Origin of the sequence: Pseudophaeobacter profundi (assembly GCF_029697505.1) — a bacterium.
GTDB classification, from domain to species: domain Bacteria; phylum Pseudomonadota; class Alphaproteobacteria; order Rhodobacterales; family Rhodobacteraceae; genus Pseudophaeobacter; species Pseudophaeobacter profundi.
Genome location: NZ_JARJEF010000006.1, coordinates 185856 through 212011 on the forward strand (window position 1 = coordinate 185856; position 26156 = coordinate 212011).

Annotated in this window: 24 protein-coding genes; 11 read left to right on the forward strand and 13 right to left on the reverse strand. The window is 58.8% G+C overall.

Annotation, left to right across the window (positions count from 1 at the left end; translation table 11 throughout):
- Window positions 1-74: 74 nt before the first annotated feature.
- Both P2081_RS11885 and P2081_RS11890 read right to left on the reverse strand, forming a co-directional pair.
- Window positions 75-1730 (reverse strand): peptidoglycan-binding protein, encoded by a 1656-nt coding sequence (locus tag P2081_RS11885; RefSeq protein ID WP_278923084.1) that lies wholly within the window; start codon window positions 1728-1730, stop codon window positions 75-77.
- Window positions 1731-1825: 95 nt separating this feature from the next.
- Window positions 1826-3277 (reverse strand): aminotransferase class V-fold PLP-dependent enzyme, encoded by a 1452-nt coding sequence (locus P2081_RS11890; protein WP_278923085.1) that lies wholly within the window; start codon window positions 3275-3277, stop codon window positions 1826-1828.
- A gap of 107 nt (window positions 3278-3384) precedes the next feature.
- Here P2081_RS11890 and P2081_RS11895 point away from each other — a divergent pair, with 107 nt between their 5' ends.
- Window positions 3385-3846 carry an Lrp/AsnC family transcriptional regulator gene (locus P2081_RS11895; RefSeq protein ID WP_278923086.1) on the forward strand — a complete coding sequence of 154 codons (462 nt, stop codon included), beginning with the start codon at window positions 3385-3387 and terminating at the stop codon, window positions 3844-3846.
- 51 nt (window positions 3847-3897) lie between these two features.
- Here P2081_RS11895 and P2081_RS11900 read toward each other — a convergent pair whose 3' ends face one another.
- The 3 genes from P2081_RS11900 to P2081_RS11910 form a co-directional block, all read right to left on the reverse strand.
- Window positions 3898-4470: a PA14 domain-containing protein gene (locus P2081_RS11900; RefSeq protein ID WP_278923087.1), complete on the reverse strand. Its 573-nt coding sequence runs from the start codon at window positions 4468-4470 to the stop codon at window positions 3898-3900.
- Window positions 4471-4725: 255 nt separating this feature from the next.
- A complete protein-coding gene (gene rpsD / locus P2081_RS11905; RefSeq protein WP_278923088.1) occupies window positions 4726-5346 on the reverse strand; it encodes a 30S ribosomal protein S4 in 621 nt (206 codons plus the stop codon).
- Between the two features lie 323 nt (window positions 5347-5669).
- Window positions 5670-6302, reverse strand: coding sequence for a TetR/AcrR family transcriptional regulator (locus P2081_RS11910; RefSeq protein WP_278923089.1), 633 nt, complete (start codon window positions 6300-6302; stop codon window positions 5670-5672).
- Window positions 6303-6394: 92 nt separating this feature from the next.
- Between P2081_RS11910 and P2081_RS11915 the strand changes: the two genes are divergently transcribed.
- From P2081_RS11915 to P2081_RS11930, 4 genes are read left to right on the forward strand one after another with little or no spacing between them, the layout of a single operon-like run.
- Window positions 6395-7234 carry an ABC transporter ATP-binding protein gene (locus P2081_RS11915; protein WP_278923090.1) on the forward strand — a complete coding sequence of 280 codons (840 nt, stop codon included), beginning with the start codon at window positions 6395-6397 and terminating at the stop codon, window positions 7232-7234.
- A 41-nt stretch (window positions 7235-7275) separates the two neighbouring features.
- Window positions 7276-8046: a transporter substrate-binding domain-containing protein gene (locus P2081_RS11920; RefSeq protein ID WP_278923091.1), complete on the forward strand. Its 771-nt coding sequence runs from the start codon at window positions 7276-7278 to the stop codon at window positions 8044-8046.
- 8 nt (window positions 8047-8054) lie between these two features.
- Window positions 8055-8807 carry an ABC transporter permease gene (locus P2081_RS11925; RefSeq protein ID WP_278923092.1) on the forward strand — a complete coding sequence of 251 codons (753 nt, stop codon included), beginning with the start codon at window positions 8055-8057 and terminating at the stop codon, window positions 8805-8807.
- Window positions 8804-9583 (forward strand): ABC transporter permease, encoded by a 780-nt coding sequence (locus P2081_RS11930; RefSeq protein WP_278923093.1) that lies wholly within the window; start codon window positions 8804-8806, stop codon window positions 9581-9583. Before P2081_RS11925 ends, P2081_RS11930 begins: the two co-directional genes overlap by 4 nt.
- 97 nt (window positions 9584-9680) lie before the next feature.
- Here the strand turns inward: P2081_RS11930 and P2081_RS11935 are convergent, their stop codons facing one another.
- Complete coding sequence (locus tag P2081_RS11935; RefSeq protein WP_278923094.1) at window positions 9681-10334, reverse strand: GntR family transcriptional regulator; 654 nt, start codon at window positions 10332-10334, stop codon at window positions 9681-9683.
- A 138-nt stretch (window positions 10335-10472) separates the two neighbouring features.
- Here P2081_RS11935 and dctP point away from each other — a divergent pair, with 138 nt between their 5' ends.
- From dctP to P2081_RS11960, 5 genes are all read left to right on the forward strand, one after another.
- Complete coding sequence (gene dctP / locus P2081_RS11940) at window positions 10473-11459, forward strand: TRAP transporter substrate-binding protein DctP (protein WP_278923095.1); 987 nt, start codon at window positions 10473-10475, stop codon at window positions 11457-11459.
- Window positions 11460-11572: 113 nt separating this feature from the next.
- Entirely contained in the window at window positions 11573-12118 is a 546-nt protein-coding gene (locus P2081_RS11945; protein WP_278923096.1) for a TRAP transporter small permease, read from the forward strand.
- 5 nt (window positions 12119-12123) lie between these two features.
- On the forward strand, window positions 12124-13440 hold the full coding sequence (locus P2081_RS11950; protein WP_278923097.1) for a TRAP transporter large permease: 1317 nt from the start codon (window positions 12124-12126) through the stop codon (window positions 13438-13440).
- Entirely contained in the window at window positions 13437-14684 is a 1248-nt protein-coding gene (locus P2081_RS11955; protein WP_278923098.1) for a malonyl-CoA decarboxylase, read from the forward strand. Before P2081_RS11950 ends, P2081_RS11955 begins: the two co-directional genes overlap by 4 nt.
- A gap of 13 nt (window positions 14685-14697) precedes the next feature.
- Entirely contained in the window at window positions 14698-16215 is a 1518-nt protein-coding gene (locus P2081_RS11960; RefSeq protein ID WP_278923099.1) for a malonate--CoA ligase, read from the forward strand.
- A 166-nt stretch (window positions 16216-16381) separates the two neighbouring features.
- Here the strand turns inward: P2081_RS11960 and P2081_RS11965 are convergent, their stop codons facing one another.
- The 7 genes from P2081_RS11965 to P2081_RS11995 all read right to left on the reverse strand — a co-directional run bounded on the left by P2081_RS11965 (window position 16382) and on the right by P2081_RS11995 (window position 25025).
- Window positions 16382-18613: a histidine kinase N-terminal 7TM domain-containing protein gene (locus P2081_RS11965; protein ID WP_278923100.1), complete on the reverse strand. Its 2232-nt coding sequence runs from the start codon at window positions 18611-18613 to the stop codon at window positions 16382-16384.
- Between the two features lie 517 nt (window positions 18614-19130).
- Complete coding sequence (locus P2081_RS11970; RefSeq protein WP_278923101.1) at window positions 19131-19532, reverse strand: RidA family protein; 402 nt, start codon at window positions 19530-19532, stop codon at window positions 19131-19133.
- A gap of 58 nt (window positions 19533-19590) precedes the next feature.
- Window positions 19591-20643, reverse strand: coding sequence for a D-TA family PLP-dependent enzyme (locus P2081_RS11975; RefSeq protein ID WP_278923102.1), 1053 nt, complete (start codon window positions 20641-20643; stop codon window positions 19591-19593).
- On the reverse strand, window positions 20643-22109 hold the full coding sequence (locus P2081_RS11980) for a M81 family metallopeptidase (protein WP_278923103.1): 1467 nt from the start codon (window positions 22107-22109) through the stop codon (window positions 20643-20645). The genes P2081_RS11975 and P2081_RS11980 overlap by 1 nt, the downstream gene beginning before the upstream one ends.
- Before the next feature lie 60 nt (window positions 22110-22169).
- A complete protein-coding gene (locus tag P2081_RS11985) occupies window positions 22170-23207 on the reverse strand; it encodes a TRAP transporter substrate-binding protein (protein ID WP_278923104.1) in 1038 nt (345 codons plus the stop codon).
- 28 nt (window positions 23208-23235) lie between these two features.
- Window positions 23236-24522, reverse strand: a complete 1287-nt coding sequence (locus P2081_RS11990) for a TRAP transporter large permease (protein WP_278923105.1) — start codon at window positions 24520-24522, stop codon at window positions 23236-23238.
- Window positions 24519-25025: a TRAP transporter small permease gene (locus P2081_RS11995; RefSeq protein ID WP_278923106.1), complete on the reverse strand. Its 507-nt coding sequence runs from the start codon at window positions 25023-25025 to the stop codon at window positions 24519-24521. Before P2081_RS11995 ends, P2081_RS11990 begins: the two co-directional genes overlap by 4 nt.
- Window positions 25026-25197: 172 nt before the next feature.
- On the opposite strand from P2081_RS11995, the gene P2081_RS12000 reads away from it, so the two are divergent.
- Complete coding sequence (locus P2081_RS12000; protein ID WP_278923107.1) at window positions 25198-26136, forward strand: MurR/RpiR family transcriptional regulator; 939 nt, start codon at window positions 25198-25200, stop codon at window positions 26134-26136.
- Window positions 26137-26156 lie beyond the last annotated feature (20 nt).

Here is a 26156-nt window from a genome sequence, read left to right on the forward strand (position 1 = left end):
GACGCGGGGCAAAACGGCACAGCGCACGGGACAGGGCACGAAAATTCCGTCGGCCCGCGATCACTGCGCCGGTATTATCTAGCTTTGGCCCCAGCCATTTTATCCAGCTTGGCCTCGGCCTGCTTTTTCACCATCTTCGCCAGTTCTTTGCGCAGTTGGGTGTCTTTGCGCAGCGTTTCCTCCATCATCTTTTGCAAGACTTTGGCAGACTGCGTCCCATCCGAGCTTTCAAGCACCTTGTTGCCATAGGCAACAAAGACCTTGTCCTGTACTGCCGCAGCCACATCCGCATAGATCGCAGGCCCATGTTTCTTGGAGAATTCTTCGACTACATCGGCACCATATCTGGCGACGAGATCCTTCTTTACCATCCCATCCATGGCACTGGGCACCAGTTTCTGCGCCAGAAAACCCTGAGATTTGGAGATGTAGCTTGCACCAAAGCTGGAGACGCTTTTCATCGGCCCCGAGGCCATGATGCCGCCAGACAGGATCTTGACCACAGCATCCGTTACCTCTTTCTGGTTGGGGGCGCGGCCCTTTTCCACCAACGGCTTGAACAGCATGATCGCCTCTTTGGCGGCATTTTTGACCATTTCCTGGCCAACGCCAGTGGTCAGCATCTTTTCCATGAACTTGGTCAGCGCCTTTTGCGAAAAGGTCTGGAACATCTTTGCCGGCAATTGCGCCGCCACTTTTCCTGCGATGCCTTTCAGAAACGCACCGCCCAGCTTGCCCCCCGCCGCACCCGCCGCTCCGGCAAACAGGGTGTCCAGCACGACCTTCTTGGCAGCGCCGTCAAAGGTAACCTTGTTCCCAGCCAGGTATTCGCCATATTGCCCTGCGCTGGATTTCATCGCTTCGGTCCCGGCAGCTGCAATGGCATGGGCCCGTACCGGATCCATCCCCTTGGTTGCCATCAGACGTGCCGTGGCATAGACCTCGATCACAGTAAAAGAGGTCTCGCGCACGATTTCCAGCGTAAAGACCGCCTTACCCGCCGTGCCGATACGGGCCTTGATGAATTTATCAAAGGCCTTTTGCCCGGAATTATAGGCCTTGGTTGCCTTGGCATCCTGTTTCTGGATCTTCTTCCAATCCGGTTTGGACTGGCTCGCCAGTGTCTTGAGAAATGAGGCTTCGGAGCGTGCATTCAAGATCGGTGTCCAGGGCGGGTCGGTATCGTCATTCAGCGTCGACATGGTGAATTCGGTAATTGCCATCATCAGGCCCTCTTCGGCCTGACGGGTCTTTTCCACATCGTCGCAGAAATCTACCCAGGTATCGGCCTGCCCCCGCATCATATTGGCCTTTGACAGGATCTGATGCCGCAGCGCCTTTTCTGCGGCTTCAAACTCTGCCACCTCGACCTGCTTGATCTTGCCGTCTTCCTTGACCTCATAGACCGCGACCTTCTGATCCTGGGCGATCATGGCCTGCAGCTTTGCCAACCCCGCCTTCCAGGTGCGCATGCCAGGGTCGACGATGCCGTCCGGCTTCTTGAAACCAAGTGATTTTTTCTGAAAGCTGCGGATATCCTTGATCAGCCCGGCATCGCATTTCCCAGAGATCTTGATGCTGCCAAAGCCATTTGCCTTCAGCATCAAACGCACCAGTTCTACGTCGGCGGCAGCGTTTTTGACCGGTTTGAATTTCCCTTCACCCGCCTTGGCATCAGGTTTGGTAATGCGGGTGCTATCCCCAACCGGGGCTGACAACTTTATTGCCATAACAAGGCTCCGAACTAATAAACAAAGGTAACAGAGGTAAAGTCTGCCACAGGTTCAGACCCCTGTCAGGGGTGATTTGACTGCCGCTTTCCCCCTCAGGCGGCAAAGGGCTGAAAGCGGGCGGTCTTGGGATCGGCTTCATAGCTGGCTGCCAGTTTTTCGGCGCGCAGGGCCAAATCATTGACGCTGTCGATAATGTATTGCGCCGTTTCCTCTGTCATCAGATAGGAAAAATTAAGCCGTATCCAACCGGGTTTCTGCAATTCTCTGCCTGCCTTTAGCGCATCAAACAGCGCGGTGGATTCCGCCTCGTCGATATCCAGCAGGCGATGGGCGTAGGGGCCTGCACAGGCACAGCCGCCACGGGCCTGGATACCATAGTGATCACTTAACATACGGGTGAACAGTTGCTGATGCACAGGTGCGCCAGACCGCCCGCGCACCGTGAAAGAAAAGATCGGCAGCCGGTGCGCCGAAGGGTGGCCCAACAGGGTAAGCTGCGGATTCCCCCCCCAACCGGCGCGCGCCATGGCGGCAAAGCGGGCCTCTTTGGCCGCGATCTCATCCGCGCCGACCGCCTCTTTCACCAGAAAGGCCAGGGCGGCGCGGATATCGCCAATTACATTGGGGGTGCCAGCTTCTTCGCGGGCAACCAGATCCGTGCTGTAGTCATGCCCCCAGGGCGACACAAAACTGACCGTTCCACCGCCGGGCCAGGATGGGCTGCGCCGCCGCACCGCATCGCGATTGACGATCAGCACCCCGGACGCCCCCGGCCCACCGGCGAATTTATGCGGCGAAATCACCACCGCATCCTTATGGGTACCCAGGCTCGGCTGGTTGTCCGCTGCGTCCTGACCGCCCGCCATGGAAATCGGCACATAGGGGCCGGCCCCGGCGTAATCCCAGACCACCAGCCCACCAACTGCATGTATCATGCAGCTTATCGCATCTGGATTGGTCAGGATGCCAGTCACGTTGGAGGCGGCGGAAAAGCTGCCAATGATCAAATCACTGCTGGCGTGATCCAACAGGGCCTGCTGCAGCGCCTGCAGATCAAGGCCACCCTCTGGCGCTTCGGGAATTTCCACCACCCTGGCCCGGCTTTCACGCCAGGGCAGAATATTCGAATGATGTTCATACGGGCCAATAAACACCACCGGGTTGCGGGCCTCATTGACGCCAAACAGGCTCACCAGCCGATTGAGACCCGCTGTCGCCCCGGCGCCTGCAAAAATCACCGCGTCGCGCTCTGTTGCCTGGGTCAGGCGGGCAATTTCCGCGCGGGCCGCACGGCGCAGCTGGGTCATATAGGCACCGCAGAAAGACGCTTCGGTATGGGAATTGGCATAATAGGGCAAAACCTGCGTGGCGATATATTCCTCGACCTGGCGCAACGCCCGCCCCGAGGCCACGTAATCGGCATAGACCAATGGAACATCACCCTTGGCACCGGGGATCATCGCCCCCTCACCGATCACCCCCTGTGCCAGGCTGCCGTCCACCGCCGCCTGCTGCAGCTCTTCCTTGAATATTGCCAGGGTCATGCGCGAGTCTCCAAAGTATCTGTTCAGATAATCTCCCACGTTAAACCCGCGAAAACTTCCTATCTTTTTCATTGAAACCAGAAAAATATGTGTCATATGATCTTAGTATGAGCAAAAATATAGACCAAATAGACCTGTCCATCCTGCGTGCCCTGCAACGCGATGCCAGCCTGTCCCAACGCGAACTGGCCGAGGTCGTCGGCCTGTCGCAGAACGCCTGCTGGCGCCGCTTGAAAGCGCTGAATGACAAGAACGTGCTGAAGGGCGCCAGCATGCGGGTGGACCGGGTCAAACTTGGTCTGGATCTGGTGGTCTTTGTGATGCTGCGCACCCGGCACCATTCGGCTGAATGGCTCGACACCTTTCGCCGCCATGTGCTGACCATCCCCGAAGTGGTCGATTTCCACCGTATCGGCGGCGATTACGACTATCAACTCAAGGTGGTGACACAGGATATGGCCAGCTATGATCGGGTTTATCAACGGCTGATCAGCGGCGTCGAACTGGACAGCGTCACCTCTTATTTTGCGATGGAAACCATTGCCGAGGCGCGCCCCCTGCCACTATAGCAGTGCCTTTTCAGACCACCGAGTGGGGCCTGAAAAGAGGATCGTAAACGCCTAGTGGCCAAAAGCCTTGTTTGCCATCCAGGAGACCCGCTTGCCCGCCGCCCCCATACGCATATGCAGGCAGGCGGTGCCATAGCGTTGAAAATACAGGATATCCAGATCATACCAGCCAGCCGATGGCACCTCAACTTCGCTCATGATTGTGGTGTCGCAGGTCTGGCGCCCATCAAATTGGCCCACCACCTGGCCGCCGATTCTGGCGCGCAGCCCATCGTTGGTCAGAAAGTCGATATTGTGAATGCCGGGCGTGTCGAAATGCACATAGCCCGTGATTGCGGCCACCACATGTTCGGCCCGCTTCGAGGTCAGGGTCAGGTCGCCTTCATTGGTATCGCGGTAATCCAGCCCGCTTAATGGGCTCCCCCGCTCAGACTTGATCTTCAAGGCAGATGACGCATCCACCAGCGTTTTCACATCATGCGGATAGGCGTAGCGCACCGAAAGCCCCGGCTGCAGGCCAGAGGGCTGTGGACTGGCAGGCTGCAATTTCAGCGGTGCCGCACTGAGCGCCGTCGCACAGGTCACAACAATAGCGGCAATTGCACTGGTCAAAAGGCGTTTCATTCTACACTCCCGTTTTGCCCGACACCAAACTGGCCCGGCCGATTTCCCATACGGTAGCGACGAGTCCCGGCAAAAGACAACTGCTTTTCCGCGTGGGTCAGATCATGATTATACCACATCCTGTCCGTGACAGGCGCTGATCTGGCTCAATCGTGCAGCGCGCCGGGCGTCAGCAAAGCGCAATACGCAAAAAGGGCCACCCGAAGGCAGCCCTTTGCAAAACAGTCCAATCCAGCGCCCAAAGGGGCGACGGGATTAGTTTTTGGCGTAGAATTCCACGACCAGGTTTGGTTCCATAACAACGGGGTAAGGCACATCGGCCAGACCGGGGGCGCGCACGAATGTGGCTGTCATTTTGGAGTGGTCGGCTTCGATGTAGTCAGGCACATCGCGCTCGGCCAGGGCAACGGCTTCCAGCAGAACAGCCAGTTGCTTGGACTTGTCGCGCACGGCGATTACGTCACCTTCTTTCACCCGGTAAGAGGCGATGTTCACGCGCTGGCCGTTCACGGTGACGTGACCGTGGTTGACGAACTGGCGTGCGGCAAAAATGGTTGGTACGAATTTTGCACGGTAGACGACGGCATCCAGGCGGCGCTCCAGCAGGCCGATCAGGTTTTCACCGGTATCGCCTTTTACACGCTCAGCTTCGGCGTAAACGCGACGGAACTGCTTCTCGGTGATATCGCCGTAGTAGCCTTTCAGCTTCTGCTTGGCGCGCAACTGAATACCGAAATCGGACAGCTTGCCCTTGCGGCGCTGACCATGCTGGCCGGGGCCATATTCACGACGGTTGACTGGGGACTTTGGGCGGCCCCAGATGTTTTCGCCCATGCGGCGGTCAATTTTATACTTGGCAGACGTACGTTTAGTCACGGCTGTTCTCCTTCATAAATGGCGTTACGGGCTCTGCCAAAACCGGTTGTCACTGTTCAGCTGCATCTGCTTTCGCACATGCCAGCCAAAATGCTAACCTGCTCCGGGTTCACCGCAACATTCGAAGGGCGTTGTCCTCTTAGGGTTGGGTCCGAAGATCCACACCTATGACAGGTTTCCCCTTGCGGGGTCCACCAACACCAATGAAGAGGCGCTTATAGGCGCAACGGAGACAGAGTCAACACTGCTTCCCCCGGTTTTTGCCGCCCCGGCACTTTCGGCATCCCCGTCTGAACAGTTCGGGCAGAACAGTGTCGCGCAGACTACGGTTCCAATGGCAAACCGATGATCGCCCCAACCGAGGTTAGCCCGATCTGCGGCAGCTCGCCGGGGGCAAAGGCTTCGGGCAGTGCGCCGCCTTCCATCCATAGCCCGTCGATCAAGGCGTTGCAGGCAGTTGCCAGCTGGTACAACCGTTCCGGCGCTGCGGCGATTCCGGCCTCTTCCAAGGCGGCACGAATCAAGGCCTCTAGCTGATCGCGAAAATAGACATAGGTGCGCTCGTGGGTCGCCTTCATCTGCGCATCGTGCTGCACCTTGTTCAGAAACCCAGCCCAGAGCGCAATGGAGCGCGGGTCCACCACTGGCGGCTCTAGCGAGGATTTCACAAAAACCCGCAGCCGCGCCCGCGCCGAGTCCGTGACCGAAGCCGCCGGAGCAAAGGTCTGGTCCGTCATCTGCGTCATATGGTATTCAAAAGCGGCGGTTATCAGGTCCTCTTTTGAGGAAAAATAGTGTCTTATCAGCCCCTGCGTGACTTGGGCCCGCTCGGCAATGCCACGCACGGTTGCACCGCGCACCCCCTTGTCCGCCACCAGCTCCAGGGTTGCGTTGATCAAGGCCCGCTTGCGTTCATCCGCGCTTTCGCGGGTAAATTTTCGGCGCTCTTCCTGCATTCCTGCCCTCTCCCTGGCGTCAAGCTAATTATACACTTGCATAATTAAGCCAACTACGCCTTACTACCCCCAATAACCAAGGACGCCCGACAATGCCAACAGCTGCCAGCGCAGATCCCGACCCCGCAGCCACCGCGACCCCCGGCACCCGCCCCCCCTCTGCCGCGCAAGGCCAGTCCGGACAGGACGCCGTGCGAATTGAGGGGCTACATAAATCCTTTGGCACACTAGAGGTCCTCAAAGGGGTCTCCCTCACAGCCAAGCAGGGCGATGTGGTGGCCATCATCGGCGGCAGCGGTTCGGGGAAATCGACCATGTTACGCTGCATCAATTTCCTCGAAACGCCCTCTGCGGGTAAGATCGTGATTGATGGCGAAGAAATCGAGATGCGCGCCGATGGCAGCCCCGCCAACCGCCGCCAGATTGAGCGGATCCGCACCCGCCTTGCAATGGTGTTTCAATCCTTCAACCTTTGGACCCACCGCACATTGCTGGAAAACGTCATCGAAGTTCCAATCCATGTGCTGAAGGTACCACGAGCTGAGGCCATCGCCCAGGCCCGTACCCTGTTGCAGCGCGTCGGGCTGGCCAACAAGGAAGATTCATTTCCGGCCTTTTTGTCTGGTGGCCAGCAGCAGCGCGCCGCGATTGCCCGCGCCTTGGCGGTGGATCCTTCGGTAATGCTGTTTGATGAACCTACTAGCGCGCTTGACCCCGAACTGGTTGGAGAAGTTTTGACAGTAATCCGCGACCTGGCTGCCGAAGGGCGCACAATGTTGCTGGTCACCCACGAGATGCGCTTTGCCCGCGAAGTGGCTGATCACGTGGTTTATCTGTATCAAGGACAGATCGAAGAACAGGGCCCCCCGGCCGAGGTTTTTGGCAATCCAAAATCCGATCGCCTGCGCCAGTTCCTCCAGTCCGTCTCGTAACGACAAACAAGAAAAACAAATCCAAAACAGGGAGATCTCAAATGTCTTTGAAAACACTTATGGCCGCAGGCCTGTCGCTTGCGGCCCTCACCGCTGGTGCCGCCCAGGCTGATCAGGTCAAGATCGGCATCGCCGCCGAACCCTATCCGCCCTTTGCATCGCTGGATTCCTCCGGCACCTGGGTTGGTTGGGAAATTGAAGTGATTGATGCGGTCTGTGCCGCCGCAGAACTGGACTGCGTGCTGACGCCGGTGGCCTGGGATGGCATCATTCCGTCGCTTACAGGTCAGCAGATCGACGCCATCATGGCATCCATGTCGATCACCGAAGAGCGCCTGAAAACCATCGATTTTTCAAACCCATACTACAACACTCCGGCGGTGATCGTAGCAGATAAATCCATGGATATCGCGCCCACGCCCGAAGGGCTGGCAGGTAAGATCGTTGGCATTCAGGCCTCGACCATCCACCAGACCTATGCCCAGGAATACTTCAAGGATTCCGAAATCCGCGTCTATCAGACCCAGGATGAAGCCAACCAGGATCTCTTTGCCGGGCGGATCGACGCAACCCAGGCGGACAGCATCGCCATGGCCGACTTTGTCGGCTCTGACGCGGGCGCCTGCTGCGAGATCAAGGGCGCCGTTGCCAATGACACCGCCATCCTCGGTCTTGGCGTTGGGGCAGCCATCCGCAAGGGCGATGCAGATCTGCAGGCTGCGCTGAACAGCGGGATTGCCGCCATTCTGGCAGATGGCACACACGAGGCCATCACCGCGCGCTTCTTCAACGCCAGCATCTACAGCGAATAAGGCTTCCCTTGGAACTGATCCTCGAAACGCTCGGTCTCACTGAGACTGCGGCCTTGCTGTCGCTCTCTTCCCCAGGCTGGGGCGCAAATCTGCTGCGCGGTCTGGCAAATTCACTCCAGATTGCGCTGGGGGCCTTTGGCATGGGGCTGGTGATCGGGCTGTTTGGGGCCTATGGCAAACTATATGGCGGGCCAATTCTACGGGATCTGCTCGCCATCTATACCACCGTTATTCGGGCAGTACCGGAATTGGTGCTGATCCTGATCCTCTATTATGTTGGCACCGACCTGATCAACAAACTGGCCCAGTTCATGGGCTATGGCCGGGTCGAGATCAGCGGCGTGGTAGCTGGCATCTGGGTTCTGGGCATTGTTCAGGGCGCCTATGCCACCGAAATTCTGCGCGGTGCCATTCAGGCGGTCCCGCCCGGCCAGATCGAGGCGGCGCGCGCCTATGGCATGCCCGCCCTGCTGACCCTGCGCCGGGTGACCATCCCGGCACTGATGGCCTTTGCCACGCCGGGTCTGGCCAATCTGTGGCTGATTGCAACCAAGGACACGGCGCTTTTGGCGGTTGTCGGTTTTAATGAACTGACGCTTGAAACCAAGCAGGCTGCCAGCAGCACCCGCTCATACTTTACCTTCTTCCTTGCTGCTGGCGGCCTATATCTGATGGTGACACTTTGCTCTGGCGTGGTCTTTGCCCGCATCGAGAAATGGGCCCGCCGCGGCCAACCTTCGTTGAGACAGGGGGGCCTATGACTGGTTTGAAGTCTCTTATGCAGCCCCATCGCCTTGTGCTGATGGCCCTGTTTGCCGCTTTTGTCCTGTGGTGCGCGCTGTCGATGCGCTGGGACTGGTTGCCAAAATATGCGCCGCTCGCGCTCGAAGGGCTCTGGACTACGCTCTGGATCCTGGCAGTCACCACCGTGCTTGGCTTTTTGCTGGCCGTGCCCCTTGGGCTGGCCCAGGCCATCGGGCCTTGGTATCTTTCGGCCCCGGCACGGATCTTTTGTACCGTCATTCGCGGCACGCCACTGCTGTTGCAGATCTGGCTGCTGTACTATGGGCTGGGATCGCTGTTTCCGCAGTTCCCCTGGATCCGCTCAAGCGAACTCTGGCCCTATCTGCGTCAGGCCTGGCCCTATGCGGTGCTGGCGCTGACCCTGTCTTATGCCGGCTATGAGGGCGAAGTGATGCGTGGCGCCTTTTCCGGGGTTGCCAAGGGGCAACTGGAATCGGCGAAATCCTTTGGCATGCCGCGATTCACCATGTTCCGCCGCATCTGGCTGCCGCAGGCCATCCGCAACGTTTTGCCCACCCTGGGCGGCGAAACCATCCTGCAGCTCAAAGCGACACCGCTGGTGGCCACCATCACCGTGGTTGAAATCTATGCCGTCTCTTCACGGGTGCGCGCGGATACCTTTATCGTCTACGAGCCACTCTTGCTGCTCGCCCTGGTCTATATGGTCATCGCGGCACTGATTGGCCTGGCCTTCAAACGATTTGAAAACATGGGGCCGACGTTGCGGCGCTAATCAGCTGCCGCCTGTTGCCCCAAGCGCCCCAAGCCCAGCCCCCAATATGGCGGCGGTCAATGCCAGACTGCCGCCACACAGAACAGCCGCATGGCCGTCAAGCACCGATCTTGAGGCCGGCCATCAGATGGTGAAATTTCTCGCCCTGGATCGCAATGTGGTCGCGCAGGATATTGGCCGTTTCCGTGGCATCTCCGGCACGCAGGGCGGCAACCACCGCCAGGTGCTCCGTCATGGATTGCTCCATCCGGCCCCGCACCCGCAGCTGCATCCGGCGATAAGGTTTGAGACGGCGATGCAGTTTCAGCACCTCACATTCAAGATAGGCATTGCCCGCCTGATGGTAGATGATGTGGTGAAAGCGTTCATTATGAAGGTAATAGCCATCGGTATCGCCTGCCTCTATCGCCTCCTTGCAGCGGCGGTTGGCGGCCTCCAGCTCTGCCAGGGCGGTGTCGGAAATGCGCATCGCGGCAAGGCGACCGCAGACGGCCTCTGTCTCCGCCATGGTTTCAAACATTTCCATCAGCTCTACCGGGCCGGGCTGGCGCACAAAGACCCCGCGCCGTGGGATTTGTTCCGCCAGGTTTGAATTCACCAGTTTTTGCAGCGCCTCACGAATGGGGGTGCGTGACACATTGAACTGAGCCGCCAGCTTGATCTCATCCAGCCGGTCTCCATCCTGGAATTCACCAGAAAAAACCGCCTCTTCCAGTTCTTGTGCAATAATATCTGCGCGCTTCATTCCCATATGAAACAGGTAGCAAGTCGCGCATTTGTGCGCAATATGTTATTTCTTGTATACAAAAAGATTGACTTTGAATGCCATTCACCGATGCTTGCGATGGTCAGCCCATAGTTCAAATCATGGGCACCTAGGGAGGATGACATGAAAAAGAATTTGCTAATGACCGGCGCCGCAGTTGCGATGATGGCGCTTTCCAGCATGGCCAATGCAACTGAATTGCGCCTGTCGCACCAGTGGTCGAACAAGGATATCCGGCATCAAGTTGCGCAGATGATCGCGGATGATGTGGCGGCTGCCGATGTCGATCTGAACATCAAGATCTTTGGCTCCAAATCGCTGTTCAAACCGCGCGAGCAATACAAGCCGCTTAGCCGCGGCCAGCTGGACATGACCGTTCTGCCGCTCAGCTATGCGGGCGGACAGCAGCCGGCCTATAACCTGACCCTGATGCCGGGGCTGGTAAAGAACCACGACCATGCCGCCCGTCTCAGCGCATCCCCCTTCATGGAGGCCCTGGAGGCCAAGATGGCTGAGGATGATGTTATGGTGCTGGTGCATGGCTACCTGGCAGGTGGCTTTGCCGGCACTGAAAAATGCATCACCCACCCTGACGACGTGAAAGGGCTGCAAACCCGCGCGGCGGGCAAGGCCTTTGAACAGATGCTGGCCGGCGCCGGGGCCTCGATTGCCTCTATGGCCTCATCCGAGATTTATAACGCGATGCAGACCGGGGTGTTGAACGCCGCCAATACATCGTCTTCGTCCTTTGTATCCTACCGGGTCTATGAACAGGTGAAATGCTACACCCCGGCGGGCGATGTGGCGCTGTGGTTCATGTATCAGCCGGTCCTGATGAACAAGAGCACCTTTGACGGGTTGAACGAAGATCAGCAAAACGCCCTGCGTGCCGCAGCCGAAAAGGCCGAAGCGTTCTATCTGGAAGAGGCCAAGATGCAAGACGCGGCCTCAGCCAAGGTGTTCAGCGATGCAGGTGTTGAAATCGCTGAAATGTCAGCCGAAGATTTTGCCGCCTGGCGCGCCCTGGCACAGGAAACATCCTATGCCAAATTCGTCGCCGAAGTTCCGGATGGGCAGGCCCTGCTCGATCTGGCGCTGGCTGTCGAATAGCCAACGCTGAGCACCCTGTTTTGGGGCGCACATAGCTTTCATCTCGTCGGGGGCAGCCGTGAAATGCTGCCCCCGCACGACGAAAAACACACCTATATAAGGGGGAAGCAATCATGTCAGGTCATGGTAGCTCGGTACCCGTTGCTCAATCCGGCAACAACTTGTTTCTGCGCCTTGTCGCGATGCTGTCCAACATCGCCGGCTGGTGCGCCGCCGGCATGATCGTCGCGGCCGTGGCGATCACCTGTCAGATGATCTTTGTCCGCTACGTGCTGAACGGGTCGACCGTCTGGCAGACCGAAGCGGTGATCTATCTGATCATCGCCGCCACCCTGATTGGCCTGCCCTATGTTCAGCGGCTGCGCGGTCATGTGAATGTGGATCTGATCCCGCTGTCACTGCCACCACGCCCGCGCCTGGTCATGGCCATCATGACCTCTTGCCTGTCGATCGCCATTGTCGCGCTGATGCTGTTTTACGGCGCCGAGTATTGGCATTTCGCCTGGGAACGCGGCTGGCGATCAGACACCGTTTGGGGCGTGCGCCTCTGGATTCCCTATCTGGCCCTGCCCATCGGCTTTGGCCTGTTCCTGCTGCAACTTATCGCCGACCTCGTTGCTGTGCTGCTCGGCATCGAAAAACCCTTTGGTCTGGAGTAACTCCCTTGGATCCTCTCTTGCTTGGCGGGCTTGTGGCGATTGTCACGATCCTCGTTCTATTCTCTGGCGTTTCGGTGGCTATCGGGCTGTTGATCGTCTCAGCCGGATTTCTATTGGTATTTGATGGCGCACGCTCGCTAGAACTGATGCCCGAACTGCTGTTTGGCAAGCTGGACAATTTTGCCCTGCTGTCCATTCCGATGTTCATCATCATGGGGGCCTCGATTGCCTCTACCCGCGCCGGTGCCGATCTTTACGAGGCGCTGGAGCGCTGGCTGACGCGGGTGCCCGGTGGGCTGGTTGTCTCCAACCTCGGTGCCTGCGCATTGTTCGCGGCAATGTCCGGGTCGTCGCCTGCAACCTGTGCGGCGATCGGCAAGATGGGCATCCCCGAGATGCGCAAACGCGGCTACCCCGATGGCGTCGCCGCCGGGTCGATCGCGGCGGGCGGCACCCTGGGCATCCTGATCCCACCCTCCGTCACCATGATCGTCTATGGCATCGCAACCGAAACCTCTATCGGGCGGCTGTTCCTTGCCGGTGTGCTGCCGGGGCTGATGCTGGTGGGGCTGTTCATGGCCTGGTCACTTTATTCTACCTGGAAATCGGGTGATGCCGCGCGCCTGGGCGCGGGCAGCTACAGCTGGGCACAGAAATTTGAGATCCTGCCCCGCGTCCTGCCCTTTCTCGCCATTATCCTTGGGGTGCTTTACGCCATGTATGGCGGCATCGCCACGCCATCTGAAACAGCGGCTGTCGGGGCCCTGCTCTGCCTGGTGATCGCCATGGTGATCTACAAGCTGTGGCATCCGGCGGATCTGTGGGTGGTGCTGCGCGACAGCACCAAGGAATCCGTGATGATTCTGTTCATCATCGCGGCGGCCGGCGTGTTTTCCTATATGCTCAGCTCGCTGTTCATCACCCAGTCGATTGCCGAATGGATCGGCACCTTGGATGTAAACCGCTGGGTCCTGATGGGGGTAGTGAATGTCTTTCTGCTGATCGCCGGCTTCTTCCTGCCGCCGGTCGCGGTGATCCTGATGGCGGCGCCAATCCTGCTGCCGATCATCGACACCGCTGGATTTGACCCGATCTGGTTTGCCGTGGTGCTGACCATAAACATGGAAATCGGCCTGATCTCTCCGCCTGTCGGTCTGAACCTCTATGTGATCAACGGCATTGCGCCTGATATCTCGCTCAAGACCATCCTGACGGGATCACTGCCCTTTGTGGCCTGTATGGTGCTGGCCATTGTGCTGCTATGCCTTTTCCCCGGAATTGCCACCTGGTTACCAAACTATGTAATGGGAGCAGCACTATGACCCTGTTGGCCGATCTCCTTTCCACCGTTTTCGAACGGCGCTATCGCCAGCCTGCGCGACAGGTACGCGATGATCGCCCCGCCGAAGACCTGGCCGAAGCCCTGGTTGGCTCGGCCGACGAAACCTCTGGTCTGGCGCTGGCGGGGGATTTGCTATCGCGCTTCGCCGCAATGAATGATGATGAGAAGCTGGCGTTTTTTCGCCATATCGCCACCGCGCTGAACATCGACCCAGATGCGGTGCGCAGCACCCTGGCGGCCTATGAACAGGATCCTTCCAAAGCCAGTTACCGGGCCTTTATGGCCGCAGCAGAGCCCCGCCGTCAGGAGCTGATCCGCCGGATCAACCGAATACCCGGCACCACCGAGGCACTGGTGCGGATGCGGGCTGATCTGTTGCGACTGGGCAAGGGCATGCCAGAACTGGAAGCACTGGATCAGGATTTCCGCCATCTCTTTGCGTCCTGGTTCAACCGTGGTTTTCTGGTGCTGCGCCCGATCAACTGGCAAAGCCCCGCATATATTCTGGAAAAGATCATCGCCTATGAGGCGGTGCACGCCATCCACAGCTGGGACGATCTGCGCCGCAGGTTGCAACCCGCCGACCGGCGCTGTTTTGCCTTTTTTCACCCGGCAATGCCGGATGAGCCGCTAATCTTTGTCGAAGTGGCCCTGACCCGTGGCATTCCCGGCTCTATCCAGATGTTGCTGGCTGAAGACCGCACCCCCCTGCCCGCCGAAGATGCCGATACGGCGGTGTTCTATTCGATCTCAAATTGTCAGGCCGGGCTGGCCAGCATTTCCTTTGGCAATTCTCTGATCAAGCAGGTTGCATCGGATCTGGCGGCAGAACTGGCGGGGCTGGACACCTTTGTCACCCTCTCGCCCATTCCGGGATTGATGCAGTGGCTCGCGCAGGAGGACCCCGATTGGCAGCCCGCCACGCCGCAGGACATGCAGGCCCGCGCCGCGCACTACCTGCTGACGGCAAAGGGGCGCGGCGGTGCGCCCTTTGACCCGGTAGCGCGGTTTCACCTTGGCAATGGTGCCATCGTGCATGCGGTGCACGCCGATGCGGATACCTCGCAAAAGGGGCAGGCCCAATCTGGCGGCGCAATGGTAAATTACCTATACGATCTGAAAAATATCGCCCAAAACCACGAAGCCTTTGCCGCAGGCAAAGAGGTCGTGGCCTCGACCGCAGTTCATGCGCTGGCAAAATCCGCCGCGCAATCGCAAGCCTAAGAAAGGCAATCCAATGGCAAACCTTTTGTATGACAGTCTTTTTGGGGTCCACGCTGGCAAGACCGCACCGTTTTTACACCTGTCAAATGGCGATATTGTCACCTATCAGGACTTTCTCACGCGGGCAGCGCAGATCGCCAATGTCATGGTGCAAAGCGGGCTGAAACCCGGTGATCGGGTTGCTGTTCAGGTGGAAAAATCCCCCGAGGCGCTGGCGCTCTATGCTGCCTGTGTGCAGTCCGGGCTGGTCTTCCTGCCGCTCAACACCGCCTACACGGTTGATGAGCTGACCTATTTCATTGAAAACAGCGGCGCTGCGCTGATTGTCTGTGGTGGCACCAGCGCAGCGGCCCTGACGCCGATTGCCACCTCTCTGGGCGCGACACTGGAAACCTTGAATGACGATGGCACCGGATCCCTGATGGCCCTGGCAGACAATAGCCCCAAGCAGTTTGCAACGGTAGCGCGCGGCGGGGATGATCTGGCGGCCTTTCTCTATACCTCTGGCACAACCGGGCGTTCCAAAGGGGCGATGCTGACGCAGGAAAACCTGCTGTCCAATGCCCAGACCCTGGTGGAACACTGGCGGTTCACAGCCGAGGATGTGCTGCTGCACGCCCTGCCGATTTTCCATACACACGGGCTGTTTGTGGCGACAAATATCACTCTTGCGGCGGGTGGAAGCATGATCTTTCTGCCCCGTTTCAATCTGGACCAGATCATCGAGATGTTACCCCAGGCCACCACGATGATGGGGGTTCCGACCTTCTACACCCGGCTGTTGGGCGACAGCCGTTTCACCGGCACGCTGACGGCGCATATGCGATTGTTCATCTCCGGCTCTGCGCCGCTCTTGAGCGAAACCCATGCCCAATTCGAGGGTCGCACCGGGCATCGGATCCTTGAACGCTATGGCATGACCGAAACCAACATGAACACCTCCAACCCCTATGAGGGCGAGCGACGCGCCGGCACGGTGGGCTTCCCCTTGCCTGGGGTCGAACTGAAGATCACCGATCCGGCAACCGGAAACACGCTGCCCGATGGCGAGGTCGGCCAGATCGAGGTGCGTGGTACCAATGTATTCAAGGGCTACTGGCAGATGCCGGAGAAAACCGCAGAAGAGCTGCGCGCCGACGGGTTCTTCATCACCGGCGATCTGGGCAGCATTGATGCCGATGGCTATGTGCAGATTGTCGGCCGCAACAAGGATCTGATCATCTCTGGCGGCTATAATATCTACCCCAAAGAGATTGAACTCGTGCTGGATGACCAGCCCGGCGTGCTGGAAAGCGCCGTTATCGGCGTGCCGCATCCCGATTTTGGCGAAACTGTTGTTGGCATCGTCATCCCCGAAGCAGGCCAGAGCCCCGATCTTGACGCCATCATGGCGGCGGTGAAACAGTCGCTTGCCCGGTTCAAGCACCCGCAAAAGCTGGTTGTTCTGGAAGAGCTGCCCCGAAATACGATGGGCAAAGTACAAAAGAACATCCTACGCGACAGCTATCAATCAATGTTCACAGGGGCCTAGGGCCAGCGCGCCAATAACATTATTGCAGACCCAGCAGGGTTGGCCTTCCGGGCGAAGGCCAACCCTCGGGAAGGGAGAATTGCTCCGGGCGGTTTCTGATGGCATTCCCAACCAGCTTGCGGACGCTTTCAGGCAGGTTGGCCTTGGCAACGCAAATGCCATGCAGTCAGACTTGGACGGCCCGACGGCTGACCCCCTGCATCATCGCCAGCAACTGTGGTTTTGAGACCGGCTTGGCCAGGACGTCGTCCATATGCGTGGCACGGTAATAGGCCATCTGCTTGGGCATTGCGTTGGCTGTCACAGCGACAATAAAACTGGGATCGCGCTCCTTGGCCTGTTCAACAGAGCGGATCTTCTGGGTGGCCTCGACACCATCCATCCCCGGCATCTGGATATCCATCAAGATCACATCAAATGCCGATCTGCTAACCAGATCCACCGCCTCGCCGCCACTGGCCGCGGTTTCAACCCGGCAGGCGGTTGAAGCCAGGAATTTTTGTAGGATCAGCCGGTTTGTCTTGTTGTCATCCACCACCAGAACGGCAAGCTCGGGAAGATCAGAGCCAAGAGGCAACGCCGCGTCGCCACGGCTTGGCCCCGCCACCAGATCAGCCCCCGACTGGAGTGGCAATCTGATTTCAAAGGTTTCCCCCTGATCCGTTTCTGCAGCCAATTGCAGACTGCCGCCCATCGCCTGGCAAAGTTGTCTTGAAATCGAAAGTCCCAGACCCGTACCGCCAAATTTGCGGGCATCGCTGCCATCCGCCTGCTGGAAGGGTTCAAAGATCGTATCACGCGCTGCCGTCGGGACACCCGGCCCAGTATCACAGACCCGAAGCAACAGCAGCGTGCCGCCCTCGGTTGGTTCTGCTATGATAGTAACGCCCCCATCCTGCGTGAATTTGACGGCGTTCGACACCAGATTATGCAGAACCTGGCGAAGGCGATATTCGTCTGCAACAATTGTCTGTGGCAAATCCGGATCGACCATAACGCTAAGCCGCAAGCTCTTTTCCTTGGCAACCCCCGCGAAAAGATTGCAGGCGCCATTCACAGCGTCGCGTAGCAGGAAGGGTTTGTTCTCCAGCTCCATTTTGCCAGCTTCGATCTTCGACAGGTCAAGCACATCGCCGATTGTCGACAGCAAGACGCGCCCGGAATCTTCAATCGCCTGCAGATAGTCTTTCTGCTCCTCGTCGAGCCTTGTTTCGCTCAGCACCGTTGCCATGCCAAGCACCCCGTTCAATGGCGTTCGGATCTCATGGCTGACATTTGCCAGGAAATGCGTCTTTGCCCGGTTGGCAGCTTCGGCCTGGGCCAGGGCAGCGCGCAGGGCTTCGGCAGTGCGCTCTCTTTCAGTGATATCGACAAGAGAAACCGACCACCCCAGCAGCGAGGTTGTGGTCTGGATCGGGCTTTCAATGGGCAAGGCACGCGGATCAAAGATGCGATGACCAATCCGTATTGGTTCTGCCGCGCAGCGAACCTTGGTATGGATCAGCTCTTCTATCACTGGCCCAATGCCCGGCAAGCGGTCAATCCTGTCCCCAAGCCCCGGCATGTGCAGGCCAAAAAGAGCCCGCGCCGCAGGGTTTGCATCCGCAAGCCGCCCGCGCCCATCCACCAGCAAGACCGGATCATGCGTGGCAGAGAAAATCAGCGCCTGCCCCTGGGCCGCCGTGTCCATCATCGAATTGTTCAGCAACAGCCAGCTCAATGCGATCAGCGAAACCGCAAAAGTATACGGCGTCGGATCAAAGCCAAACAGCGTTACCCCCCAGCCAATATAGGCCAGATTGGCGCCCACCGGAGCAGCAGTGACAACGAACAACGCGCTCAGGAAAGGACGGATAACCTTCTTTGATTTCAATAAGGCAAGGCAAAGCACCCCGAGGGTGGCCATGATGAAGAGGTACAGGCAGGAAGCAATCAGGTAAAATATCGGCCCATGGTCAAAGACGACATAGTGGCTGCTCTCTTCGGTCACCAGATGGGTATCCGGCCCATAGAGCAACTGCGTCCAGCTGTTCGTCAGGGCAATTACACTCACCAATCCCGGCAGCCCGATATAGGTAAACAGTCGGATCGGGTGGCGCTCTTGCGTGGTGTTCAGGGTGTAGTCGAAAATAAAGAAGGTCCAGGCAATGGGCAGCAAGATGATGCCCGGCCATGCCGCCAGAGACCAGCCAATCTTGCAGCCTTCGCTGGGCGATGCCAGATCAAAGCCAACAGTGAACAGCCACCACAGCATCGCAGCCAGTGTCAAAACAAAAGCAGGCTGCCCCCCAAAGGGGTTATTTCGCGCCACCGCCACCATGACAAAGAAACAGACCACCCAAAGGACGGCTGCAGAGCCAGAGGCCAAGTTTACCTCAAGGTTGTTCAGGCAGGTCATAGATGATCATGATATTCGGGTTGAAGTTTCATAAACTCCACTATTGCTCTCATAACGATACGGAATTTGTTACCCCAATAAGATGAAAATGTATTGCAAACCTATTAATATCGATGGTCGGCAGCGTGGAAAATTGTAAAATTTCATCACGCTGCGGCAAATGGCGAGACAAGAATAGGACAGGCTTGATCCAGGCCGTAAGTGGGATTTCCCCACCAAGGCCTGGCCGCCACCCGAAGGAACCATGCCCCAAAGGGAAACGCAGGCCCCGCGACCGGGGCCTGGACCAGAATGTTTTTACGATAAATTGATGGCAGCTGCCCAGTTGCGGGTGCCTTTGCGCGCCGACATCCGCGCTTTTGCTATGATCCCCAGACAGATAGCTGCCATCGCCTGGTCTGTCTGACGCCTGCCCCCGGCCGCAAGCTGCGCCAGGTTTTAACGGCGCGGATGGTGCCAAAGCCCCGCGGCCTGTGCGGCGCCTTTACGAAGCCGCAGCAGAGCTTTGGACCGGCTTTTAGTCTGCCGCGACAGGCTTCCATGCGATCACGTCGATTTCGACCTTGGCATCGACCATCAGCGGCGACTGTACGGTCGACCGGGTCGGCGGATGATCAATGAAGTGCTTTTCGAACACCGCATTGAAAGAGGAAAAATCGCGTGCATCATCCAGCCAGCAGTTGACCTTGACGACATCGCTCAGGTCGCAGTCGGCCAGGGCCAGGGCGGCTTTGACATTGACGACCACCTGCTCTGTCTGGGCAACGATGCCACCGGTCACGACCTCGCCGTCAACGGTAGGCACCTGCCCCGAGATATAGACAAAATCGCCGGCGCGGACAGCCTTGGCGAAGGGGCGTTTCTGGCCGCCGGCCTGGGCGTCGGCGGTATCAAAGCGGCGAAGGGCCGGGTTGCTCATGTTAAAACTCCTGATTGAGTGTAGCTAAGTTGAGAAAGAAAGCGGGCGGCGCGGGCGTTCACCAGACCTGGCCGCGGGCCAGGACCGGCACCGGGCCAAGGCGGGTGGTGCCGCGGACCAGTTCGATCTGATCCAGCATATTCGTCACAACGCAGGCATGGTTGGGTACAATGCGCAGCCGGTCCCCCACCTGCAGGCCAATGGCCTGTGCGCTCAGCGTACCGTGTTCTTCTGACAGGGCCGCGACTGATATGTCGGGGCGCCCCAGCACATGGCCAAACCCCTCCAGGCCAAGCAGGTCAGAGGTCAGCACCTTGGATCCTGCGTCGATGATTGCCCGGTTCGCAGCGGGCACCGACACCACGGTGGCCAAAACCGTCAGGGCGCAATCGGCAAAGCCGCAGACCCCGCGCGCCTGCAGAGAGCGATCGTTGTAGACATAGGTGCCACTGCGGTATTCGGTGGTGGCGGGCACGGCCTGCGCCTGCCACATCCCCGGTGTGCCACCATTTGACACAACGCCCACGGACAGCCCGCGGGCTTCGATCAAGGCGATAGCATTGGCCAGCCAGTCTTGCACCTCTGCCTCGTGGCCAACCGGGGGGTAGGTCATCAGCCCGGCAAAGCGCAGACCGGGCAGATCATTCACGACATCCGCAAGATCAGCCGCCGCTTTGGGCGAGAGGACACCACAGCGCCCGGCACCGGTATCGCATTCAACCAGCACATCCAGAGGGCCTGGTGCGTCCTGAAAGGCCGCTGACAGGCCCTGTGCCACCTGACTATTGTCGCAGACCACAGAGAGGCGCACCCGCTCTGCCAGCGCGCGCAGGCGCGCCAACTTGGCCTTGCCGACGATATTATAGGTCAGCAGCAGATCCTCGATGCCACCTTCGCTGATCATCGCCTCGGCTTCGGAAATCTTTTGGCAGGTGATGCCAATGGCCCCCGCCGCAATCTGCCTGCGCGCCAGCTGCGGCAGTTTGTGGGTCTTGATATGCGGGCGCAAGTGCAGCCCCTTGGCATCGCAATGCGCCTGGAAACGGTCGATATTTGCCTCGGCAATATCAAGATCGATCAGCACCGCCGGCGTGTCAATTTCCGGAAACATTACAGCACCTCTTCCTCATGCGGGGCGTCAACAATCGGCCAGAGCTTCCGGTTCACGCGGGTATAGGCATTCGTACGCGGATCGTTTGGATAGGGCCCATCAACCGCCGCATACAGAATATCAGCCGCCAGTGGCGCAAAGGCCCCGTGGAAGTGGTTGGTCGACTTGACCACCAGAATCTTGCGGGCAGCTGCGTCAATACCAAGGCCGGTGAACAGATCCGGCGAAAAGGCCTGGGCACGGTTTGAATTCAGCACGATTTCGATCCCGTCCATTTCGATCACCGCACAATCCCCCAACGGCACAACCGAGGATCCAAAGCTCTGCACCGCGTCCTTTTGCACCCGTTTCACCAGCACCTCGCCATCGACGGGATCACCGGCCGAATGCGAGGTCTTCCCACCAAACCGCAGGCTCAGCCGCCCCCCCTCTCCCGCCGCGTGGCACAGCCGGACCGCCATCGGATCCCAAATGGTGCCAAAGGCAATATCACGCAGCCCCAGCGCCATCGCCTGCCGCAGGATAAGGGTGCTGTCCCCCGCCACGCCGCCGCCGGGATTATCCCAGACATCGGCAATAACAACCGGGCCTTTGGGGGCTGCAGCCGCGCGTTGCAGCGCCTCGTCAGCTGGTAAGAATTCGGGCCGCGCCGCCCCCCGGAAGGAAAACAGCTCCATCCCCAGTCGCCGCGACAGCTGGTCTGCGGCGGCGCGATCATTGTCGGTTATGACAATCATTTTGGCGCCAAGATCAGGAGAGTCCCCCGCCATGAACCCGTGGATCGCCGAAATCGACAGCGCCACGCCCTGCGTCTCAAGCGCGATCATCCTATCGACAAAACCGCGCATCGGGTCACGGCTGGTGGGCAGCACATCCATCATGCGCACATCAAAAACCGACAGCACAGGCGTGATTTCGCCGCGCGCCGCGCGCAATGTCAGCTCAACGCAGGCCTCTGCCGCTTCGACAAAATCCGTATGGGGGAACTCTTTGAAAACAGTGATGATATCGGCGTTATCGATACGCCTGTCGCTAAGATGGCTATGCGGATCAAAGCTGACGCCGATGGTGACATCCGGCCCAACGATCTGGCGCACCTGTTCGATCAGCACCCCCTCACAATCGACGCAATTGCTGGCGATCATCGCACCATGCAGCCCCAGGACAACCGCCTGTACCGGCAGCGCCGCGCGCAATTGATCCAGCACTTCGTCGCGCAGCCGGTCCCAAGTCGGTGCATTGACGATGCCCCCCGGTTCGGCCCAGGTCGCGGTGCCTTCAATCAGCTCTATTTCGCCGGCAGCAGCCCGGCGGCGCAGCGCTGGAAAAACCGCACTGCACAGGGTTGGCGTTTCCGGATGCTCCCCCGGAGCGGCGTAAAAGCTCTGGGCGAAATCAGTGAAATCAGCGCGCAGCGGCGAGAAGGTATTGCATTCCGTCGCAACGGACGCACAAAAGACACGCATTTTGGAAAACCTATTTTCTTGGGGCCGACGACACTGCGCCCCCGGCCCGCATTTTCACAACTACTTGAGATAAACACTGCCATTGGCAGTGGCGACATTGGCCTTCAGAAGCTCCAGCAGTTCGCCGGCCTTGGCGTCCAGGTTTTCCTGCACATGGGCCTCGAACACCGGCTGGGTTGCTGCCGCCATGGCACTGCGCTGCTCAGCGTTGAGCGCGGTCACTTCCATCTGCTCCATCAGGCCCGCAAGACCCCGATCCGAAGCTTCGATGATCCGGCTGATGCCGCGGCTGGCGGTGACACAGTTTTCCGCCGCATGATGCAGCACGGTGCGTTCATCATCAGAAAGCGCCTCGTAGAACGCCCGGTTGATCATGAGCGTGTAGGGCGAAAACAGGTGGTTGGTCAGCGTCATGTATTTCTGCACTTCGGCGAAATTCGCAAAAGAGATGATCGGCACCGGGTTCATCTGGCCGTCGATCACGCCGGTTTGCAGGCCAGAGTAGACCTCTCCCCAGGCCAGTGGATAGGCCTCGGCCCCCAGCGCCTGCATGATTTTCTGATGCGACGGCAGAGACATGGTCCGCACCCGGACGCCTTCAAAATCTGCCAGTTTGGCAATCGGGCGTTCCGAATTGGTCACCGCAAAGAACCCACCGGTATCGGGGAAGCCCAGCACGACCACATCGCCCAGTGTTTCTTCGATGTCACGCGCAAGGGCGGCACCAAAGGCGCCGTCGAACAGTTCATATGTCGCGCTGTTATCGGCAAAGGCGAAAGGCATGTTCAGCACATCGATACGTGGATAATAGCTGGCCAGCGCGCCGGTCGAGGTCAGCGTTGCCTGCAAAATTCCATCCCGCACCTGCTGCACATGCTCCGAGGCAGAGCCCAGCTGGTTGGAGCCAAAGACCTCAACCTCGACACTGCCATTGGTGCCCGATTCCAGAATGTTGGAAAACACGGCAGTACAGGCATGGGCCGGGTTCTCGAATGGATCGGCCTTGTTGTCGTGGCCAAACTTGATGGTGCTGTCGGCAAAGGCCGCAGATGCTGTCATCAGGCCAGCCAGGGCGGCACAGGTTGCAAGATGTTTCATGTTATTTCCTCCAATTGATATGAAACGATTATTGGGCAAATCCCAGCAGGCGCGGCAGCCAGAGCGCCGCGTCCTCCCAGAACGCAAAGATGAAAAGAACAGCCACCTCGGCGATCAAGAACGGAAACAGCTTGATCGAGATCCGTTCGAGCTTCTCCCCCGTCACCGAGGCCAGCACAAAAAGGCAGGCCCCCACCGGCGGCGTCATCAAGGATATGTTCAACGCCAGCACAAAGATGATCCCGGCGTGGATCGGCTCTAGTCCGACCTGTTCGGTCAAGGGCACCAGAACCGGCGCAAGAATGATCAGGATTGCGGTGATATCCATCACCATGCCAATGATCAGCAACAGGCAGATGATAATTGCAATCACGATGTAACGGTTGTCCGACAGGCTCAGCACGCCTTCAGCGATCATCTGCGGGATGCGCTCAAAGCTCATCCACCAGCCAAGAATGCCGGCAAAGGCGATGATGACAAAGATCACCCCGGTAATACGCCCGGTCCGTACCAGCATGCCATAGAGGCTGCGCCAGGTCAGGGTGCGGTAGACAAAGGTGCCGATGAACAGCGCATAGCCCACAGCAATAGAGGCCGCCTCGGTAGGTGTCACCACGCCGCCCAGGATACCGCCCAGAATGATCACTGGCATCGCCAGCGCCGTCAGCGAAGAGACAAAGGTCTGCCAGACCTCTCGCAGCGACGCGCCGCGCAGCGCCTTGGGCAGGTTCTCACGGTTGCCGCCAATGGCGATGACCGCCATGCAGACCAGGCAGATCACCAGCCCCGGCAGCAACCCTGCCGCAAACAGCCCGGCAATAGAGACCCCCATCAGCGAGCCATAGACCACCATCAACCCAGAGGGCGGAATGGTTGGCCCGATGATAGAGCCAGCAGCGGTGACAGCGCAGGCATAGTCCCGGCTATAGCCCTCTTTCACCATTGCCGGCACCAGCGTGCGGCCAAAGGCGGCCGCATCTGCCGTCGCCGATCCGGTCAGCCCGGCAAAAAACACCGAGGCCAGCATATTGGTATGCGCCAGACCGCCCCGGAACCGCCCCACCAGCACCCGCGCCAGCCCCACCAGCCGGTTGGTGATACCCGTGTCGTTCATGACTTCACCGGCAAGGATAAAGAACGGCATCGCCAGAAAGGGAAAGACATTCAGCCCGTTGAAGATCTTGGACGGACCGACGGCCAGAAACTGTGCCCCGCCAAGATCGATCAGACCGACCACCCCGGCCAGGCCGATGGCAAAGCCGATGGGCATGCCAAACAGGATCAGCAAAATGAATGTCGCCAGAACCCAGATCATACCGCATCCTCTTCAAACATGGGTTCCCCATGGGTGCCAAGATCGCGCAGCAAGACCAAAATCAGCTGAAGCGAAGCAATAGCCGCCGAAACAGGGATTGCAGCGTAATAGGGGCGCAGGCTGGTGCCAAAGATCGCTGCCTGCCGGGTTGCCCCCCCATTGGCAAAGGCAATGCCAAACCACAGAACATATAGGAAAAGCGCCAGCGCCAGCAGATCCATCGCAACCAGGCTGGCGCGACGTAGCGGTTTGGGCAATTGATCAATAAAGGCCGTCAGGCCGATATGTTCGCGCCCGGCAACGCCGCAAGACACCCCCAGCATCGCCGCCCAGATCATCAAATAGCGGGCAAATTCTTCCGGCCAGGGCAGCTGCCAATGGAAATAATACCGGTCCACGACCCCCAGCCAAACGTCCAGGACCAGCGCCAGCATCAGGCAGGCCACGATGCCCTCAACAACCGAATTGACCCCTGCGCTGGCTTTTTCAGCCCAAGATTTCACGATGCGTCTCCCCGAATCCCATTTGTACCTCAGATACAACTTCTGCAAATCGAGCCGCAAAATCAACAAAATTCGTTACTAAGATACATAATGGCGCTGAAATTCTTGCTTCTCCTGTACTTATGTGTCCTAAAGCGTATCTAAGGTACACATCTGAAAGCCGTTCCTAGCCATGTCAAACAAGACACCCGATCCTGCGCCCATAGCTGAACTGCCGGTCCGCGGGCGCGCCGCGGTAGCCGATGTGATTTCGGAACTCCGGATGCATGATGGCAGCTTTGCCGCCCGCGAACAGAAGGTTGCAGATTTCGTCAAGGCCCACCTTGAAACCGTTTCTGAAATGACAATCGCCAAGGTCGCCGAGGGGGCCGATGTCAGCACCCCGACGGTGATCCGGTTCTGTCGTACTCTGGGTTGCGAAGGGTTTCGTGAGTTCAAGCTGCGCCTGGCGCAGAACCTGGCCGTCAGCCACCAATATTTGCAGCCTAACATGGTTCTTGGCGAGGCAGGCCCTTCCGACGCGCCACTGGACCGGGTTCTCGGCGCGCTCTTTGCCACCATGTCCACCATGCAGAGCCAGGTAGACCCGGCGGATATTGCCAGGGCAAGCGACCAATTGGCCAAATGCCATCAACTGGTTGCTGCTGGCATTGGTGGTGGCTCTTCCATGCTTGCTGCCGAAGCCGCCAACCGGTTTTTCCGCCTTGGTATCCCCAGTGTCGCGGTCAATGACAGCTACGCGCTGCAGATGCATGCCGCGACGCTGCGCCAAGGCGATGTCATGCTGATGTTTTCCTCCAGCGGCGAGGTGGATGCCCTGGTTGGCGCCGCCCGGGTGGCGCGCAGCTATGGTGCAAAGACCATTGGCATCACCCGCACCGGGTCCCGGCTGACAGAGGTGTGCGAACTTTCGATCAGCATCAACCTGGCAGAAGATACCGACATCTTCAAACCAACCGCTTCCCGCTTTGCATATCTTGCCATCCTCGACGCGCTTGCCCTGTCGGTCGCGCACCAGAATTCTGACCAGACGCGCGAAAACCTGCGCCGCATCCGTTCCTCTCTTACCGCCTATCACGGGCGCACGGACCCGCAACCGCTGGGCGACTAGGCCCCTGCCGCCACTCCAGG